The organism is Nonlabens sp. (assembly GCF_018401815.1).
Lineage (GTDB): Bacteria > Bacteroidota > Bacteroidia > Flavobacteriales > Flavobacteriaceae > Nonlabens.
The window spans coordinates 106,351-123,315 of sequence record NZ_JAGYKG010000002.1; the positions used below are offsets into that span (position 1 = coordinate 106,351).

A 16,965-nucleotide genomic window follows, 5' to 3' on the forward strand; every position below is an offset into this window, starting at 1 on the left:
AATATCTAATCAGCTATACTAAATGCTTTTTTTACTACATCTACATAATCCAATTTTTCCCAAGTAAACAACTCCACTTCACATTCGACTCTTCCGTTATAGGGAGATTCAAATACTAATTTTTCTATTCGAGGGGTCCTGCCCATATGACCATAAGCCGCTGTTTCAGAATAGATAGGATTTCTCAATTTTAATCGAGACTCTATAGCTGCGGGACGCATGTCAAAGATTTGGGCAACTTTTTTAGAAATCTCTCCATCGGTAAGATTTACTGTCGCAGTTCCATAAGTATCCACATTAATAGAAGTAGGTTCTACAACGCCTATAGCATAAGAAACCTGCACCAATACTTCTGTTGCAAGGCCTGCAGCTACTAGGTTTTTAGCAACGTGACGAGAGGCATAAGCAGCACTTCTGTCTACTTTTGAAGGGTCTTTTCCAGAAAAAGCACCACCACCGTGAGCACCTTTACCACCATAAGTGTCTACAATGATCTTACGACCCGTAAGTCCAGTATCCCCGTGTGGGCCACCGATGACAAATTTACCAGTAGGATTAATATGGTAGGTAATGTCATCATTAAACAATTTTTGTGCGTATGCAGGAAGCAATTCCTTGACACGGGGGATCAAGATCTCCAAAAGATCTTTTTTGATTTGTGCCAGCATCGCTTGGTCATCATCATTAAAATCGTCGTGTTGTGTAGAAATAACGATGGCCTCGATACGCTGAGGTACATTGTCATCACTGTATTCAATAGTCACCTGCGATTTGGCATCTGGGCGCAAATAGGTAATGTCTTTCATTTCACGTCTTAATGCCGCTAATTCAATAAGGATTTTATGGGAAATATCTAATGCAAGTGGCATGTAGTTCTCGGTCTCGTTAGTTGCATAACCGAACATCATCCCTTGGTCTCCAGCACCTTGCTCTTCTTTAGTAGCGCGATCTACACCTTGGTTGATGTCCTGAGACTGTTCATGAATCAATGAAATAACCCCACAAGAGTCGCCAGAAAACTGATAAGCACCTTTGGTATAACCAATTTTGTTGATGACGTCCCGAGCAATCTGCGCGGCGTCTATATAGGTATCAGATTTCACTTCGCCCGCAAGTACCACCTGTCCAGTGGTTACAAGTGTCTCACAAGCCACCTTTGATTCTGGATCAAAAGCCAAAAAATTATCTAATAAAGCATCACTGATTTGGTCAGCGACTTTGTCTGGATGTCCTTCACTAACGGACTCTGAAGTAAATAAGTAAGGCATTGAATAGTTGCTCTTTCGCGAAAGCGAAACAAAAACAAACTAATTTTTTAAGATGAACCATCTTTGTAAAACTCGCTTGAATCGTAATACCTCGCGTGATTAATAATAAAAATAGGTAGATGTGGCTGTATTGTTTTGCGCAGTACACTGTTTTAGCGTTTTATGTCTCGAATCTAATTTCGGGACGAGGTCGCAAGCAGCCAAATCTTTCCTCTATAATGAAACGCAAAGGTACTACATGTCATTCTTTAATAATACCAATGGTATAAGATTATTAACAACTGCTATAATCAGATCTTATGGCTAAAACGCACTAGCTGCATTTTTAATAAGCTGCTAAAATCCAAAGGGTCTTTGATTACAAGTAGACGAGGAAAAGATCTTGGACTTATGTTTGATCAAAGACACAGCTAGAGCAGCTCTTATCATTAACTTATAAATTAAATAGAGCAGCCAGAAGCTTTTTTTACCTCGTTAACGGCTATCTATACTGCTATCAGAGCAACAAAAGAAATAAAAACACAGGCTATTAATGATCTTAAAATCAATGGATACCATGTTAACCCAAAAAACCCTACAAAATAAATAGGATAATAAACTCTTAAAAATTTGGAAATAAGAATTAGTTTTGTCCATCTTTGCCATCACGTTCATAGCCTTACTGAAATTATCAAGAAAGGACGAGGGATCAGACCCATCGACTCCTTAGCAACCCTTTATTTATGGATACCATAAATAGAGAAGGTGCTAAATTCTGCTCACAGCTTTTGTGAGAATAGATGATGCAAACAATAGTAGGTTCATACGACCACAAGTTTCTTTTTTGATTTTTATTTCTGAGCCATTGCTCGGAAACTAAATCTGTATTTCTAATTGGTTTTGAGCTTTATATCAGTTTAACAACGATATGGGGTGTTTCAAGTTGCTCGTTTTCGTTTTATGGTATGGTGTTCAATTTTCATAGCTACTTCTATATAAATGGATTCTAGTTACCTAAAACAAAAAAGCAACATGGTTTTATTTACGCCATCCCATTGTTAAAATGATAAGATTTTAATTTTTAATTTATAAAAGAAACTTATTATGTCTCAAAAATTTTCAACAAATGCACTTCATGCAGGTCATGATGTAAAGAATAATGGGGGTACCAGAGCAGTTCCATTGTATCAATCCACTAGTTATGTGTTTAACAATAGCGATCATGCTGCACATCTTTTTGCACTGGCAGAACCTGGATACATTTACACTAGAATTAATAACCCTACAGTAGATGTGCTTGAGCAACGTCTTGCTGCGCTAGAAGGAGGAATAGCTGCAGTGGCAACGGCTTCGGGAACCAGTGCTATTTCTACCACTTTATTAACGCTTTTACGTGCTGGTGATCACATAGTGGCGAGCAATTCTCTATATGGAGGTACGTTCAACTTGCTGTCGGTGACTTTACCTCGTTTTGGAATTACTACCACATTTGTGAATCCTAATGAAGAGGATGCCTTTACAAAGGCAATACAAGAAAACACCCGTGCTATTTTTGTGGAGTCTCTTGGAAATCCAAAACTAGACGTACTCGATCTTAAGAAAATCAGTGCGCAAGCAAAAACAGCTCGTGTTCCGTTTATCGTTGATAACACCGTGGCAACGCCTTACTTATTAAATCCAATTGAGTATGGAGCAACTATTGTGATCCATTCACTTACTAAATACATCAATGGTAATGGAACAGCGCTAGGGGGTATTATCATCGACTCAGGAACCTTTGACTGGACCAATGGCAAGTTTCCAGAATTTACAGAACCTAGTGCAGGGTACCACGGGTTGATCTATAGTGAGGCTCTAGAGGCAGCAGCTTTTATTGCCAAAGTGCGCATCGAAGGACTACGTGATCTAGGTGGAGCGATCTCCCCTTTCAATGCTTGGCAAATTATTCAAGGCCTAGAAACCTTGGCTTTAAGAATCGATAAACATTCTCAAAATGCACTGGAATTGGCTCAATGGTTACAATCTAAAGAAGAAGTAGAATGGGTGAATTATCCAGGTTTAGCAACTAGTGATTACTACGATCTAGCCAAAGAGTATTTGCCTAAAGGGCAAAGCGGTATTGTAACTTTTGGAGTTAAAGGGGGTTATGAAGTTGCAAAAAAAGTAGTAGACAGTACCAAAGTCTTTTCTTTACTGGCTAATATAGGAGACAGCAAATCATTGATCATCCATCCGGCGAGTACCACACACCAGCAGTTAAAAGAAGAAGATCAATTAAGTACTGAGGTGACTAAAGACTTGATCAGACTTTCTGTAGGTCTAGAAGATCTTACGGATCTCACAGCCGATTTAGAACAGGCATTTGCCGCTATTGATAAAAAAATCTTGGTTTAAATGACTGGTGGTCTAAAATATATCGAGCTTCCAGATTTTAAATTAAAGTCGGGAAAAGTACAAGATATTAGTGTTTCCTATCAGATTTTTGGGCGTGCGTTGCATACGGCGCCCATTATTCTGGTCAACCATGCGCTTACAGGGAATTCTTCTGTGATAGACTGGTGGAGCGACCTGATAGGTGAGGAAAAAGTAATTGATACCACCCAGTTTACTGTAGTGGCTTTTGATATACCCGGGAATGGTTTTGATGGATCTATAGATCATTTGATCTTTAATTATCAAGATTGGACCTTGTTTGATGTGGGTTCCGCTTTCGCGAAAGCGCTTCAAGTATTACATATCTCGTTTATAGACCTAGGACTGGGAGGAAGCATAGGAGGTGCCTTATTATGGGAAATGCTAGCGCAACAACCCGAATTATTTGGGACCATAGTGCCAATAGCCGCAGACTGGAAAGCAACCGACTGGGTCGTAGCTTGTTGTCATATTCAAGAATCTATTCTTGCGACCTCAAGCAAACCTGTAGAAGTAGCTAGACAACACGCGATGACTTTTTATAGGTCGCCGCAAGGATTGCGCTATAAATTTAAAAGGAGTAAGGAAAACACCGCTTTTAAGGTCCAAGAATGGTTGGATTTCCATGGTGTCGAATTAAAAAAGCGATTTTCATTACCTGCTTATAGATTGTTAAACCAATTGTTATGTAGCGCCAATGCTGCTATTCATAGCAATGAAAGCATTTTCAAGGCGATCGCTGCATCTCAAACGGCCATCGAGATAGTTGCTATAGATACAGACGGGTTTTTTGTTGCTGATGAAGATCGCAGGACTTATGTTTTGCTGAAAGAAGAACGGGATATCAATTATCATGAAATTTCTTCTATTCACGGCCACGATGCCTTTTTAATCGAGCACGATCAACTTAAGGAGGTACTTTGCAAGGTCATAAAAAACCGATTGTCTAAAACTTCAAAAAGCATTTGTAATAACATCAGCTCACTTCAAAATGCCTAGTGACCTATGTAAAACTTAATAATTTGAAAAACATACACTTATATATATTTGGAATAGGTAATGTGGGGAGTACCTTGATTGATCAAGTACTACAGTCACATACCTTTTTTAGACAGCAACATGGTATAGATCTAAGTATCGTAGGTCTTGCCAATTCCAAACGAGTTTTATTGGATTTAGAAGGAATTTCTAAAAACTGGAAAGATGACTTTGACAATTTATCTGAAGCTCGAGAAGCAGATAGTTTTTATAAGGTTTCCAGTCTTTGTGACGCCACTAAAATTGCTGTAGATGCAACCGCGAGTAAAGAGGTTGCTCAGTGCTACCCAGAGCTTCTAGAAAATAACTTTAATATAGTAACGGCAAATAAAATTGCCAATTCGTTGTCACAAGATTTTTACGATTTGATACGGGTATTATTGATCAAAAAGAACTTATGCTTTGAATATGAAACGAACGTGGGTGCAGGATTACCTATTGTGCAATCGATTCATGATTTGTATAGTAGCGGGGAGCAATTATTTGCGGTAAACGGGGTGTTCTCTGGTTCTTTGAGTTACATCTTTAATCGTTTTAGTGAGGAACAAATACCATTTTCTGAGATTGTTATCGATGCCTTAAAAGGCGGTTATACCGAGCCAGACCCTAGAGAAGATCTTTCTGGGAATGATGTGGCAAGAAAGTTATTGGTTCTAGCTCGTGAAGCAGGATTAAAACTAGAGTTTGATGATATAGAGATACAGAACTTGGTGATTCCATCACTGAGAACAGCTTCGCTATATCAATTTTTGGAAGAGGTAAAGCAACTAGACCCTGTTTTGCAAGAAAAGAAGGAGTCTTTAAAAGAAGGGGAGGTCCTAAGGCATTTAGGCGAATTGGACGTTCTTCATAAAAAACTTAAGGTATCGCTTAAGGCTGTAAAAAAAGAACGTCCTGCGGGTCAGTTAAAAGGCAGTGATGGTTTTTTTGAAATTTATTCAGAAAGCTATGCGGCAAATCCCTTAGTGATCAAAGGTGCTGGTGCTGGAAAGGCGGTTACCGCTCGAGGTTTGTTAGCTGATATTATCAAGGTGAGTAAAGCGTCTCAGGAAGTTTTAGTGTTTAGATAATTTAAATGTATCAAGTGATGGGTCATAATTTCGCTTTCGCGAAAGCGAAATAACTATTAATCTATTGTGCTATACTAAAGGCAAATGTGCTGCTGTGGCATAATTCTGGATGTACTGAAATCACTCCACTCCATTGATGCACTTTTTTTTAGAGCAGCAAGCCCTATTCCATGTCCCTTTTGGCCGTCGCTATTGTATCTACTTGACTTATGTTGTGCAATTTGTAGCGTATGTTGATGGAAAGTTAAGAATCGTATTTCAGACATAGCATAGAATAACAGAAAGCATTAGATTTGATGATGCTCTCAAGAAAAACTAAATACGGTATAAAGGCCCTCGCTTATCTTGCAAAACAGGAAAGCCGCTCTCCCATAGCAATTGCATCTGTAGCAGAGGCTGAGAATATTCCTCATAAATTTCTAGAAGCAATTCTTTTGGAATTGCGAAAGAATAGCATTTTGGCTAGTCGTAAAGGGAAAGGTGGTGGATATTATTTGATGCAAAGTCCAGAAAAAATCAGAATGTCTACGGTTCACCGTATTTTAGAAGGCCCCATTGCAATGCTTCCTTGCGTGAGTCTCAATTTTTATGAAAAATGTGAGGACTGTGTGGATGAAGATGCTTGCTCGGTGAACAGGCTCATGATTCAAGTAAGAGATAATACCCTTGCTGTTTTAGAAAATCAAACGTTACAAGATTTGATTTAATTTCACAAACAAGCTTTTTTTAAAGAGCACCTCTATGCTATTTAGTAGTACATTTTAATGCTTTTATGCAGTTGACCGATGAAATTTGCGCAGCTCTATCCTGTGTTTGTAAATAGTACTCGGGCAACGTGGTGGATCAATTTATTTTAATAGCCTTGCTCTTAAAAACCCTAGTGGCTATCAAACTTTTTATCAATCCCAGCGGCATCAAGACTTTCATGGGTATGGTATAGGGTCTGCAAGATTAGTTTTTAAGGTAAAATGGCGATTTTGTAAATTATACCTGCCTTTATTGAATTAACTTTAATAAGAAGCTTTTAAAATAACTATATGATTTTACCCTATCTGACTTGTAGGGTTTAAATAATGCGGTATATTCGTGGGGTTAAGTTTTAACAAATTGTTTTGGATAGGTCAAATACCGCGAGTTGCTTCTAATATTAAGATGGGCTGTTTTTTTATTTTAAACTCTCGTGGTTGACCGTTCAAAAAATCAATACTCCGTCAATTCTGACGGTTTTTTTGTTGTTATAAGTTTTTGAAAAAACAGCAGTTTCCTCCCTTCTTTCCACAATCATAGAATTCCGTTAATCATTTGCTTAACTAGGGAATGATGACGACCTTTGCGTCGCTAAAATGTTAGCGTTAAAGTTGCTATGAAACAAGATATGATTACGACAGATATATTAATAATAGGTGCTGGACCTACAGGTCTGTTTGCTGTTTTTGAAGCTGGATTATTAAAGCTCAAATGTCATTTAATTGATGCGCTAGCGCAACCAGGGGGTCAGTGTTCAGAATTGTATCCTAAAAAGCCTATTTACGATATTCCAGGCTTTCCAGAAATTCTTGCAGGTGATTTAGTGACTAATTTGATGAAACAGATTGAGCCTTTTCAGCCTGGTTTTACCTTAGGGGAGCGAGCAGAAACTATAGATCAACTCGAGGACGGGACTTTTATAGTGACCACCAGTAAAGGAACCAAGCACCATGCAAAAATAGTCGCTATCGCTGGCGGATTAGGATCTTTTGAACCTCGTAAGCCTGCTATAGAAGGAATTGCCAAGTATGAAGATAAAGGTCTTTCCTACATCATTAAAGACCCGGAAGTTTACAGAGATCAAAAAGTGATTATCGCTGGCGGAGGAGATTCTGCGCTAGATTGGTCAATTTTTCTTGCTGAGGTGGCGTCTGAGGTAACGCTGGTGCACAGAAGGGAAGAATTTAGAGGGGCACTGGATAGTGTGGAGAAAGTACAAAAACTAGTAGACCAAAATAAAATAAGGTTGATCACTCCTGCTGAAATTTTAGATATCAAGGGAGCAGATCAAGTAGAATCTGTTGTACTACAGCATAATGATGAAGCTAAGCGTATGGAAGTTATCGAGTGTGATGCGTTTATACCTTTATTTGGATTGGCTCCTAAATTGGGCCCTATAGCAAAATGGGGACTTGAAATTGAGAAAAATGCGATCAAAGTTGATAATACATTGGACTATCAAACGAACATTCCTGGAATCTATGCCATAGGAGATGTCAATACGTATCCAGGTAAATTAAAATTAATTCTCTGTGGTTTTCATGAAGCGACTTTGATGTGTCAAAGTGCTTACCAACGTATTTTTCCGGAAAAGCGTTATGTTATGAAGTATACAACGGTAGGTGGTATCGATGGTTTTGACGGTTCTCGTAAAGAGGCAGAAAAAGCGGTTGTTAAGAAAATAGGAAACCACTAATGTCTGATGTAACTATTACGATCATTGATAGAGAAGGAGTAGCACACCAAGTACTCGCTCCAACAGATATGAACATGAACCTGATGGAAGTTTGTAAAGCTTACGAGCTGCCGGTACAAGCGGTTTGTGGTGGCATGGCAATGTGTGCCACTTGTCAGTGCTATATCATGAGCGATCACGACTTAGGAGAGCGCAATGATGACGAGCAAGCGATGCTCTGGGAGGCAGAACATGTAAAGGATAACTCTAGATTGGGTTGTCAAATTCCCATTACCGAAAATCTCGAAGGTTTAATTGTCGAACTGGCACCAGAGGATTAATCGCTAGAGATCTAGTGATACAGAACGCACAGATTTTCCATAGAGGAACGTCCTACCAGCGTTAATGTTCAAGAAACATGGCAACGCAGGTTGATTATTCCTAAATAATTACTTCAACACTATAGGAAGCTCTGTTCTGTAAGTGCCCCAACCAGTTTTTAAATGAACGGTGTTGTCATTATTAGGAGAGTAAAGTGTGATGCTTAGATGTTCAAGACTTTCTTCATTCATGGTAACAGGAACACTTACGGTTACTACGTCCATTTCAGTTTGATGAGAATAATTTCCCCACCCATCATTTTCTGAATTGATGTGAAAGGTCCATTCGTTTTCAGTAGGGGTTACCACTACAGAATAACGTCCAGCTTTAATCAATTTCCTACCAATCATCGCGTCTTGCATTAAAAGAAGTTCGGTACTCTCATTAGCACCGAGTCTCCAAGATGCGCCATAAACGGTAATGCCTTCTTTCTTCTTGTCTTCTGTGGTGAAAATGTTGCGACCTTTTAAAGAAGGACGACTGTAAAGAACTCTAATTTTAGGTGCACTTATACCTTCTCTAAAAGCGCGTTTTGCTGCATCTGCAGGAAAGAAAGCAGCATCCATTGGGCTATTGTCTGTTTTGACGAAGTCTTGTGCAAAAAGGGATGAGGTAGATAGAATTACAGCGAGTAATAACATATATGTTTTCATGATTGTGATTTTTTATAAGGCTTTAAAAATAAAGACATCCTATCAGTAAAGAGTCACTTTAACAAATCTATAAGAGTTGAGGTTTACCTGAATTCAGTGGTGTATAGCATCAAACCGCTAGATGGAGCAATGTGTGAAAGATGAATTTTAAGACTTCCATTTAGGGTTTCTTTAAATTCATCTAGAGTGAATTTGTGCATTCCCAAGTCAAATAACATGCCCATCATAAGTCGCACTTGATGGCGTTTAAAACCGGCTCCTTTTACTCTAAAAACAAAACTTTGTTCTGGAAAGAAGCTTGCTGTAAAGAGCTCATTCTTTTCAATCATACAACTTTGTATGGTAGAGGTAGTTTCTGTGTTGTCAGAAGGTTTATAGGTGTAGGACCAGAAATCATGTGTCCCTTCAAAGAGTTGTGCAGCTGTTTTCATGATTGCTATATCGAGTTCACTCTTCATATACACCATCATAGAAGCGCAAAAAGGATGGAACTTCTCTCCATGGGAAAAGAGATAGATGTACTCCTTGATTTTGGGAGCCTGAATAATATTAAAATCCTTATAAGTAGCCTGGACTTCTAAAGCTCTAATGTCACTGGGTAGATTTTGATTGAAGTCTATCAAGAAGGGGCCTATATCTAATTCTTCAGCATCATCTAGAAAGAGTTCGATCCACGTCTCGTTCACAGAAACTTTAGCATCTGTTCTACCGGCAGCAAGTACTTTAAAGTTAGAATGGTCAAATACATACCTCAAGGTTCTTAAGACCATGCGTTCTACTGTTGGTAGGTTATTAGGTTGTTTTTGCCAGCCGTGAAACCTAAACCCCAGGTACTGCATTTTGATCAGAAAAAACTGTCGGTTGTTTTGAGCAAAGGGTCCTGGATTCATAAATCTCCTAAAAAGTCATCAGCATTAAAAGGGATATCATCATCTGGGTCATGGTCATCATAATTCACGCCCGGCGGATTAAAAAGTCCCCAGCGATCAATGATGTAATTCTCTTGATCAAATGTCTTTACCCATTTTGCAAAAAGAACTCTAAACTGATCTACTTCATTACGTAATAGATCTAAATATTCAATATCTGGAAAACCGCTCATTTGCAAACCACGAGCGTCTGTAATAATTTCTCTTGCTGCTTTTCTAATAATCGCAGCGTTTTCCATTCTCAAATCATAGATATCACCACCTTCTGCTCCAGCTATTTTTGCTGGGATCAACATTGCATTTGCCATCATCATGTCTTTGCTGCTTTCAAAGAAATGTTCCATGTATTCTTCATGTTCTTTTGTTTCTTGGGTCTCGACGCGGTCTTCTTTATTACTACCTTTGAGTAAGCTGTCAACTAGATTATACAGCTCTATTGCTTTAATGAAAACAGGAAGTTTCTCGTGGCTCCTTAGATCATAATCATCATCGTCTTCGAACATGGTTGCAGTTTTATCAAGTAAAAATAATCATTTCTCACCATTCCACTCTGCATAGAATTGGTCTAGAAAACTTTGCATATAATCGTGACGTTGTTGTGCGACCTTTCTTCCAGTTTCGGTATTCATGAGGTCTTTTAAAAGCAACAGTTTTTCATAAAAGTGATTGATCGTAGGAGCAGTACTCTTTTTGTATTGCGCTGAGGTCATGTCTAAATCTGCAGGGATGTTAGGGTCATAAATAGCTCTATTCTTAAAACCGCCATAATTAAACGTACGCGCGATTCCTATCGCACCTATAGCGTCCAGTCTATCAGCATCTTGAACGATGTGCAATTCTATACTGCTAAAATCTTTACTTTGATGACCGCCTTTATAGGAAATGTATTTAATAATGTTTGCTACATGTTCCATCACATCTTTTGGGACTTCAAGAGATTCAAGAAACTCTTTTGCTACTCGAGGTCCCACAGTTTCATCTCCGTCGTGAAATTTAGAATCGGCGATGTCGTGTAATAGGGCACCTAATTCCACAATTCCTCGATCACATTTTTCGTCTTGCGCGATCAGTTTTGCATTCTTCCAAACGCGTTCTATATGGAACCAGTCGTGTCCACCTTCAGCATTTTGTAATTGTGTTTTTACGAATTGTACGGTTTGATCTATGATTTGTTGTTGGGTCATGTGGTAAAGGTACTGTGCTTTTTGTTGTTGAGTTTCTCAAAGCTAGTTCAGGACAAGTTTCGCGAAAGCGAAATTATAACCAACGTAACAGATCATTTCAAGAATTGCACAAGTGTTAAATTTTAATTATTTTAACTTCTCTTTCTTCTTATAATTCACATAAAAATCTTCAACAATATCAAATTCAGAAGTTTTAGACGGCAATTTTAGTTTTTGAATCTTGGTAGTAGGCGTGATCCAAGTTTTTTCTCCGTCTATCAAAATTTGGAAGGGCATCTCAAAGCCATCTACCACATTGTTCCAGCGGTAGTACATTTTGTTCTTGCTAATGGAGTACTCTAATTTAGGAATACGAATATCCCGCAAATATTGATCAAATACGGGATCCAGATCTAGTCCCATTTGATCAGAAATATAGTTTTCGATTTGTGCTGTAGTAACCGTTTCATGATAAAATTCGGAATTGAGGCCACGTAGAATTTGCCTCCATTTTTTATCATCGTTTGTGATTTGTCTCAGCGTGTGCAAGAGGTTAGCTCCTTTGTAATACATGTCTCCAGACCCTTCATGATTTACATCATAATCTCCTATAATAGGCCGGTCGTTATTAATACTGCGTCTTGTACCGATCACATATTCAGAGCTGGCTTTTTTACCGTAGTAATAATCTAGAAAAAGACTTTCTGAATAAGCAGTGAAACTTTCATGTATCCACATGTCTGCAATGTCTTTGTCAGTAATATTGTTGGCAAACCATTCATGTCCTGATTCATGGATGATGATAAAGTCAAATTTCATTCCCCAGCCGCTTCCCGAAAGATCGCGACCTAGATAACCATTCCCATATTGGTTACCATAAGTAACAGAGCTTTGATGTTCCATACCTAAATAGGGAACTTCGACTAATTTATAACTGTCTTCATAAAATGGATAAGGCCCAAACCAGTGCTCAAAAGCCTTCATCATTTTAGGCGCATCTTTGAAATGTGTTTTGGCTTTTTCTAGGTGGTCTCTTAGCACGTAATAATTCATATCTAGCGGTCCTTTTTCGCCTTCGTAGACTTCAGAGAAATTTACATAATCACCTATGTTGATGTTGACGCCATAATTGTTGATCGGATTTTTTACTTCCCAAGTATAAGTCGAGCTGCCGTCTTCTTGTATTTCTGTATCAATTAACCTACCGTTAGAAATGTTCATTAAGCCTGCTGGCACGTTTATAGACATGGTCATTCCATCGACTTCTTGATACATGTGGTCTTTGTTAGGCCACCATACACTAGCTCCTAGACCTTGATTAGATGTGGCAATAAAATGCTTTCCATTAGCGTCTTTTTTCCATGAAAAACCTCCATCCCAAGGAGCGTTTCTGGCCTCACGAGGCTGGCCTTCAAAAGTTACTATTATAGCCTTGCTAGCACCAACAGGTTGCTTTTCTTCCAATCTAATAAAATGCGCATTTCCTTCATTTGTTACTTCAAGTTCTTTGTTATTTTGAGTAACGCTAAGGATTTTCATGGGTTCTTGAAGATCGATTTGCATGACTTGATAGGGTTCTAAGACCTCATAAGTAATAGTATTAGAGCCGCTTATGAATTTATCTTCCGGTAGAACCTTCACGTCTAGATCATAATATCTCAAATCCCACCAAGCGCGCTCTGGCGTTATAGAACCTCGTAAAGAATCTTGTCGGGTAAATTGCTTTTTATTGGTGAGCAACTGAGCTGTTGCGAGCTGGCTGGTCCCTAAAAGGATCAGTGCCGCTATGATCATATGTATTCTTTTCATTCTCGTAATTTATTTTCTTTATTAACATTCCCCCACCAGCGGACTGAAGTCCGCCGCTAGGAATTTATGTTGTCGCCTACGGCGTTCTTTTTATTTACCGAATGAATTCGGTTTTTTTTATTCATTTTCATTCCCACCAGCGGACTGAAGTCCGCCGCTAGGAATTTATGTTGTTGCCTTCGGCGTTCTTTTTTTTACCGAATGAATTCGGTTTTTTTATTCATTCTCATTCCCGCCAGCGGACTGAAGTCCGCCGCTAGGAATTTATGTTGTTGCCTTCGGCGTTCTTTTTTTTACCGAATGAACTTGGTTTTTTTTATTCATTTTCCCACCAGCGGACTGAAGTCCGCCGCTAGGAATTTGCGTTGTCGCTTTCGGCGTACTTTTTATTTACCGAATGAATTCGGTTTCCTTATTCATTCTCATTCTTTCCAGCGGACTGAAGTCCGCCGCTAGGAATTTGTGTTGTCGCCTACGGCGTACTTTTTTTTACCGAATGAATTCGGTTTTTTTTATTCATTCTCATTCTTTCCAGCGGACTGAAGTCCGCCGCTAGGAATTTGTGTTGTCGCCTATGGCGTACTTTTTTTACCGAATGAACTTGGTTTTTTTTATTCATTTTCATTCCCACCAGCGGACTGAAGTCAGCCGCTAGGAATTTATGTTGTCGCCTTCGGCGTTCTTTTTATTTACCGAATGAACTTGGTTTTTTTTTATTCATTTTCATTCCCCCCAGCGGACTGAAGTCCGCCGCTAGGAATTTATGTTGTCGCCTTCGGCGTACTTTTTTTTACCGAATGAATTCGGTTTTTTCTTTGTTTTGTGGACTATAATTTTCATTTTACCTCATACCTCATACCTCATACCTCATACCTCATACCTCATACCTCATACCTCATACCTATAGGCTGCGGAACCATCAACTCTGTTTTCAATTTCGAGTTCAAGTTCAAGTTCAAAAGACTCACAGACTCACCCGATACGCCTCCGTAACCGTTGCTTGTGCTTTTTTTCCTTGAGGAGTAAAACGTTTTTCATAGCCTCGGCGTCTGCTTTTTTCAGCGTGATGTTTCCAAATAAAGCCACCAGCCATCCATTCTTCTTGCCAAACGTTATCATAAAGACCTTGAAGCAATACCTGTTGTGCTTCTTCATTTACGGCTCGATCTTCTCCTGCATTTTTCCAAGGCTCTTTACCAGCATAATCAGCGCTGATGTAGCCGTATTCTGAAAATAGGATTTTCTTACCGTATTTTTCAGAAACTCCTTTCATTTCGTTTTTCCACTTTTGCCAGTTCTGTTGAAGAGTGGCAGCATTTGGAGTTTTCTCGTCACTCAATGGGAAATAAGCATCCACTCCTACATAGTCCAAATCATTCCAAAAAGTCACGTGCTTATAGTTATCCCAATTGGCAGCATAGGTCAGTTTTCCGGAGTACACCTCACGTATGTTTTTGATAAGCTGCAGCCAGTATGCTGGTCGTTCTTTTACAAAGGAATCTAATTCTGTACCTATGCAAAACATGCCCACGTTTTCTTTTGCAGCAATATGGACAAATCTCATGATATAATCGGTATAGCTGTCTTCTAAAACCTTCCAAGCTTCTTCAGATTCCAGTTTAATATTCCCTGTATAGTCCCCACGACCTATCCATAGTTGTGGTTTTAAAAGCACCTCAATACCTTGATCTTTCATCTGATTTGCGGTGGATGCCACCCCATGAGGTTTCTCGCCCCACCAACCCCGATCTTCCTCATAATTAACTTGAGGTTGTTCCAGACTTTTCATCCATGCATAGGGAATTATAGCGGCATAGTTAGCATTATAGTTTTTAACTGGTGTAATCGCAGTATGATCAATAGAATCTCGTGTAGCAACAAATGAGATACCGTTGATTTTAGAAAGAGTTTTAATATGACTACCTGTTTGATGCTGCAGATGCTTATTGTTTGGAGAGTTGCAGGAAATTACGCTTACTATTAAAAGAAAATAGAGTGTTTTTTTCATAAATATTTAGAAATCAGAATTTAAGAGGAACGCTTCAGCTTGTCTAATCATCAAAGAAACTGTCATTTCAGTAACGCCTTATAAAATTAATCAAATTTGAACGATTTTAATTCTAATTATTAGAATAGTAACTGCTTAGCAATCTTCTTGTCAGTTTATAGTAGTGGTTATATGTTGGAACTGATCTCGCTTCCCGAAGCTAGCCGGGACAAGTTTCGCGAAAGCGAAACACAAATAGGAGATGCTTTATTTACAAGAACTTAGTTGATCTGAGTGTTGCCTCAGCATATTGGAGGTTAAAGAATAACCCATCTTTATAAAAAGGTGATCTCGATTACTCATAAATGTATAACTTACACTTTTAAATAGCTGAAAAACTATATTTAGGGAACAAGAGTCATTTCAAAGGAAGTTGCTAGTTGTTTTTACCTTTGATATATCAGTTGATTTGTTTGTCTAATAATTTACTACTCATGGACCACATCGTCATTATAGGAAATGGTATCGCTGGAGTTACCGCTGCACGTCACATTAGGAAAAATTCTGATCACCGCATTACGATTATATCTGGGGAGACCGATTATTTTTTCTCTCGTACGGCGCTTATGTATGTCTATATGGGGCATATGAAATTGGAACACACGCAACCCTATGAAAATTGGTTTTGGAAGAAAAACCGAATAGAATTAAAAACTGCTTGGGTAGAAAAGGTATTTGGTACTGAAAAAACCATCCGGTTCACTACAGGAGAGGTCATGAGTTTTGACAAATTGATTCTAGCTACGGGTAGTGTTCCTAATAAATTTGGCTGGCCTGGTCAAGATCTCGATGGGGTTCAAGGCTTGTACCACAAACAAGATCTGGAACAACTTGAAAAAAATGCTCCTGATAATAAGGTGTGTAAACGTGCTGTAATCGTAGGTGGCGGTCTTATAGGAATTGAAATGGCTGAGATGCTGCACTCCCGTCATATTCCAGTTACTTTTTTGGTGCGAGAAGATAGCTTTTGGAATGCTGTGTTGCCAGCTGGAGAGAGTGCGATGGTCAATGAAGAAATTTTGGCAAATGGAATTGATTTGCGCTTAGGAGTTGAGCTGGAAGAAATCATCGATGATGGTAGTGGAACGTGCAAAGCAATCAAAATAAAAGGAACAGGAGAAATCATAGCTTGTGATGTGGTAGGGCTTACCGCAGGAGTCTCTCCTAATGTGAGTTTTTTAAAAGATTCTGATATAGAACTAGGTCGTGGGGTCTTAGTGAATAGGCTGCTGGAAACTAGTGTAAAAGACATTTATGCCATAGGTGATTGTGCAGAGCAACGAGAAGCAATAGGCAGGAGAAGACCTGTAGAAGCGGTATGGTATACGGGGCGTATGATGGGTGAGGCTATTGCACAAACCATTTGCGGGAACCCTATGGAATACAAGCCGGGACACTGGTTCAATAGCGCCAAATTCATAGACATAGAATACCAGACTTATGGATGGGTAAGTGGGGCGCATCAGCCGGAATTTGAAGAGCAATTTCATTGGAGGCATGCTAAAGAGATGATTTGCGTGACTATCGCTTATCATAAAGATACTGATGTGTTTTTAGGTATTAATACTTTTGGAATTAGAATGCGTCACGAGATTTTTGATCGCTGGCTCCATGAAGGTCGTAAGGTAGATGAGGTCATCATGTTTTTAAAGGATGCTAACTTTGATCCAGAATTTTATAAGCTGCATGAGGATGCCATTGTAAAGCACTACAATCAACAAAGAGAAAAACAAATCAAGCCGGTAAAGAAAAGCTGGAAACGCATTTTTGCTTAAACAACACTTGACAAATTAC

Annotated in this window: 14 protein-coding genes and 1 riboswitch; of the genes, 7 read left to right on the forward strand and 7 right to left on the reverse strand. The window is 38.9% G+C overall.

From position 1 onward, the window contains the following. Positions 1-5 precede the first annotated feature (5 nt). A complete protein-coding gene (metK, locus tag KG732_RS04775) occupies positions 6-1,268 on the reverse strand; it encodes a methionine adenosyltransferase (RefSeq protein ID WP_213521339.1) in 1,263 nt (420 codons plus the stop codon). Between the two features lie 664 nt (positions 1,269-1,932). Next, a riboswitch (SAM riboswitch) is annotated at positions 1,933-2,054 on the forward strand. A 294-nt stretch (positions 2,055-2,348) separates the two neighbouring features. On the opposite strand from metK, the gene KG732_RS04780 reads away from it, so the two are divergent. The 6 genes from KG732_RS04780 (at position 2,349) to KG732_RS04805 (ending at position 8,530) form a co-directional block, all read left to right on the forward strand. Continuing rightward, positions 2,349-3,641: a PLP-dependent transferase gene (locus tag KG732_RS04780; RefSeq protein ID WP_213521687.1), complete on the forward strand. Its 1,293-nt coding sequence runs from the start codon at positions 2,349-2,351 to the stop codon at positions 3,639-3,641. Continuing rightward, positions 3,642-4,658, forward strand: coding sequence for an alpha/beta fold hydrolase (locus KG732_RS04785; RefSeq protein ID WP_213521340.1), 1,017 nt, complete (start codon positions 3,642-3,644; stop codon positions 4,656-4,658). A 23-nt stretch (positions 4,659-4,681) separates the two neighbouring features. Next, a complete protein-coding gene (locus KG732_RS04790) occupies positions 4,682-5,767 on the forward strand; it encodes an aspartate kinase (protein ID WP_300980321.1) in 1,086 nt (361 codons plus the stop codon). 299 nt (positions 5,768-6,066) lie between these two features. Further along, positions 6,067-6,474: an Rrf2 family transcriptional regulator gene (locus KG732_RS04795; protein WP_213521688.1), complete on the forward strand. Its 408-nt coding sequence runs from the start codon at positions 6,067-6,069 to the stop codon at positions 6,472-6,474. Between the two features lie 668 nt (positions 6,475-7,142). Further along, a complete protein-coding gene (locus KG732_RS04800; RefSeq protein ID WP_213521689.1) occupies positions 7,143-8,210 on the forward strand; it encodes an NAD(P)/FAD-dependent oxidoreductase in 1,068 nt (355 codons plus the stop codon). Continuing rightward, positions 8,210-8,530, forward strand: coding sequence for a 2Fe-2S iron-sulfur cluster-binding protein (locus KG732_RS04805; protein WP_213521342.1), 321 nt, complete (start codon positions 8,210-8,212; stop codon positions 8,528-8,530). The genes KG732_RS04800 and KG732_RS04805 overlap by 1 nt, the downstream gene beginning before the upstream one ends. 108 nt (positions 8,531-8,638) lie before the next feature. On the opposite strand, the gene KG732_RS04810 is transcribed toward KG732_RS04805, so the two are convergent. From KG732_RS04810 to KG732_RS04835, 6 genes are all read right to left on the reverse strand, one after another. After that, positions 8,639-9,223, reverse strand: coding sequence for a DUF2911 domain-containing protein (locus KG732_RS04810; protein ID WP_213521343.1), 585 nt, complete (start codon positions 9,221-9,223; stop codon positions 8,639-8,641). A gap of 83 nt (positions 9,224-9,306) precedes the next feature. Next, positions 9,307-10,113, reverse strand: coding sequence for a tRNA pseudouridine(38-40) synthase TruA (locus KG732_RS04815; RefSeq protein ID WP_213521344.1), 807 nt, complete (start codon positions 10,111-10,113; stop codon positions 9,307-9,309). After that, a complete protein-coding gene (locus KG732_RS04820) occupies positions 10,110-10,655 on the reverse strand; it encodes a hypothetical protein (protein WP_213521345.1) in 546 nt (181 codons plus the stop codon). Before KG732_RS04820 ends, KG732_RS04815 begins: the two co-directional genes overlap by 4 nt. Positions 10,656-10,682: 27 nt before the next feature. Further along, positions 10,683-11,336, reverse strand: coding sequence for an HD domain-containing protein (locus KG732_RS04825; protein WP_213521346.1), 654 nt, complete (start codon positions 11,334-11,336; stop codon positions 10,683-10,685). A 126-nt stretch (positions 11,337-11,462) separates the two neighbouring features. Beyond that, positions 11,463-13,124, reverse strand: coding sequence for a M1 family metallopeptidase (locus KG732_RS04830; protein WP_213521347.1), 1,662 nt, complete (start codon positions 13,122-13,124; stop codon positions 11,463-11,465). 964 nt (positions 13,125-14,088) lie between these two features. Further along, a complete protein-coding gene (locus tag KG732_RS04835; RefSeq protein WP_213521348.1) occupies positions 14,089-15,132 on the reverse strand; it encodes a glycoside hydrolase in 1,044 nt (347 codons plus the stop codon). 473 nt (positions 15,133-15,605) lie between these two features. On the opposite strand from KG732_RS04835, the gene KG732_RS04840 reads away from it, so the two are divergent. After that, on the forward strand, positions 15,606-16,946 hold the full coding sequence (locus KG732_RS04840; RefSeq protein ID WP_213521349.1) for an FAD/NAD(P)-binding oxidoreductase: 1,341 nt from the start codon (positions 15,606-15,608) through the stop codon (positions 16,944-16,946). Positions 16,947-16,965: the final 19 nt, after the last annotated feature.